2 protein-coding genes and 1 pseudogene are annotated in these 1,931 nt (G+C 40.1%); 1 reads left to right on the top strand and 2 read right to left on the bottom strand.

Translation table 11 applies throughout. The annotated features are described in order from the left end of the window. The coding region (locus QOS10_RS09190) for an IS30 family transposase (RefSeq protein WP_283595178.1) at window positions 1-902 on the bottom strand (902 nt) is incomplete at its 3' end. 71 nt (window positions 903-973) lie between these two features. On the opposite strand from QOS10_RS09190, the gene QOS10_RS09185 reads away from it, so the two are divergent. Beyond that, window positions 974-1,231 (top strand): hypothetical protein, encoded by a 258-nt coding sequence (locus QOS10_RS09185; RefSeq protein ID WP_283595177.1) that lies wholly within the window; start codon window positions 974-976, stop codon window positions 1,229-1,231. A 534-nt stretch (window positions 1,232-1,765) separates the two neighbouring features. On the opposite strand, the pseudogene QOS10_RS09180 reads toward QOS10_RS09185, so the two are convergent. Continuing rightward, window positions 1,766-1,931, bottom strand: a pseudogene (locus QOS10_RS09180) (IS30 family transposase); the annotation flags it as partial.

Here is a 1,931-nt window from a genome sequence, read left to right as displayed (position 1 = left end):
AAGATCTCGATTGGTGTGCGCCAGTTAAGACATTTAAGTGGCCGGGAATTCAGATACCAATTGATTTGAACCAGCTGGCGATCGCTCAGCTCTTCAATAGCTTGTCCCTTGGGAATAAATCGTCGCAAAACTCGGTTACGGTTCTCATTACTACCGCGTTCATGTGGTGAATAAGCATGGGCAAAATAAACCGGAGTACCAGTTTGCCGTTCAATTGTCTGATAGTTAGCGAACTCTTTACCATGATCCACGGTAAGCGTCTTGAGCTTGTCTTGAAGTTGACTAGCTAGTTCAAGTACGGCTTGAGTCATGGACTGACTGTCGCGGCCATGGAGCCGTTTAACAATTGTCAGGCGACTCTTACGCTCCACAAAAGTAGCCACAGCTTGACCTTTACGTTTGCCAGAAAGTACGGTATCAGCTTCAAAGTGGCCGAATTCCTGGCGAGTTTCGACTTTATGAGGACGCTCCTCAATTGAGCGGCCGTGACTGAACGTACCACGCTTTTCTTTAGCACGATGACGACGAATTCCATGATCAGGCAAATCGGGTAGCTGTACATCAAGCCATCCTTGATCAATCCAGTTATAGACCGTCTTGTAGGCAATCCCCACCACATGGGCAACTTGTTCAGGGGACCACTTCTGGACTTGAATCTTTTCCTCGACCAAGTGTTTAAGGTTTTTAGTGAGCGAAGACTTCCGCCCCCGTTGACTAACCTTTTGTTCAAAGTCAGTTTGCGCTAGCTCAGCCTGGTACTCACTATTTAGCCGGTGAAGTTCGTTAAAGATGGTGGTCTTACTAAAGCCTAAGTAGTTAGCGATGTATTGCAAGGAACGTCCTTCATTATGAAGCGTTTCAATGACAACACGGTTCTGGAATGATAAAATAGTGGTGCTCATCAAGGTCCTTCTTTCTAATGGATTGTGTGGTAACACCATTAAAGACCTTGATGGGTTTTTCTGTCCACTTAATGTTCAACTTAAATTTTACAATCTGCCATAAAATTTTGAAATTAAGTTTAAAAGAAAAAGCACAAGGTAATTTTGAAGAATTGACACTAGAGCCAGTTTTAGATTCTTTGGAAAACACGTTAGATCTAGTAAATAGTCTTGATAATAATGAAGAAAGTCAATTTTATGAAGAATTATTGGATTGGCTTATTCACTATGTAAAAATTTCTGGCAAGATTAATACTAATGAACACGGTTATGAAATATTAGATGATTAGGAATCGACAGTTTGTCTGCATTTACTAGAATTAAACATGATTGCCTTTTTAATTATTCTTCTTACATTTTGTATTGTATATGACTACCGATGAACTTCTTGATAGTTATATTAAGTTTGGTATAATAAATAAATGAAAAGAGAGCAACGAGATTGCGGCTCGTTACTCTCAATCGTGAATGTTCTGGAAGACATTTGGGTAGCTAACCTTTGTGGTTAGCTTTTTTTATTATCTGATACGCCTTGGCAAACTGTACAGCTGCTTTGGATAGTATCCAGATAGCCACAGCCACTTGGACCGTGTCTGACCCTCCAGTCTTTCCTAGATCTTGGCATGACTGTCACCTCCGTGGTTCTGGATTAGGTGAGGGGTAACGCGTCATCCAAAGATTCACTTGGACCAAATAGCAAAGGTTGCAAAGCTTTACTATTAGTCCTACTGATATTATACAGAATAGTGTTCAAAAGGCTATATCACAGGCAAAAGATAAATATATAATTATTTGGCAGATTGCAATAAATAACTTGAACAAATTTAATGACGCAGATTAAGCAAAAAGATCTCAATTGGAGTTCGCCAGTTCAAACATTTGAGAGACCGTGAATTCAGATACCAATTAATCGGAATCAATTCATCATCACTAATCTCTTCAATTGGCTGACCCTTAGGAATAAATCGCCGTAACACTCGATTACGATTC

Origin of the sequence: Limosilactobacillus galli (assembly GCF_947381495.1) — a bacterium.
GTDB lineage: Bacteria > Bacillota > Bacilli > Lactobacillales > Lactobacillaceae > Limosilactobacillus > Limosilactobacillus galli.
The sequence above is the reverse complement of the archived record's forward strand: the minus strand, read 5'-3'. Positions and strand labels throughout refer to the sequence as shown.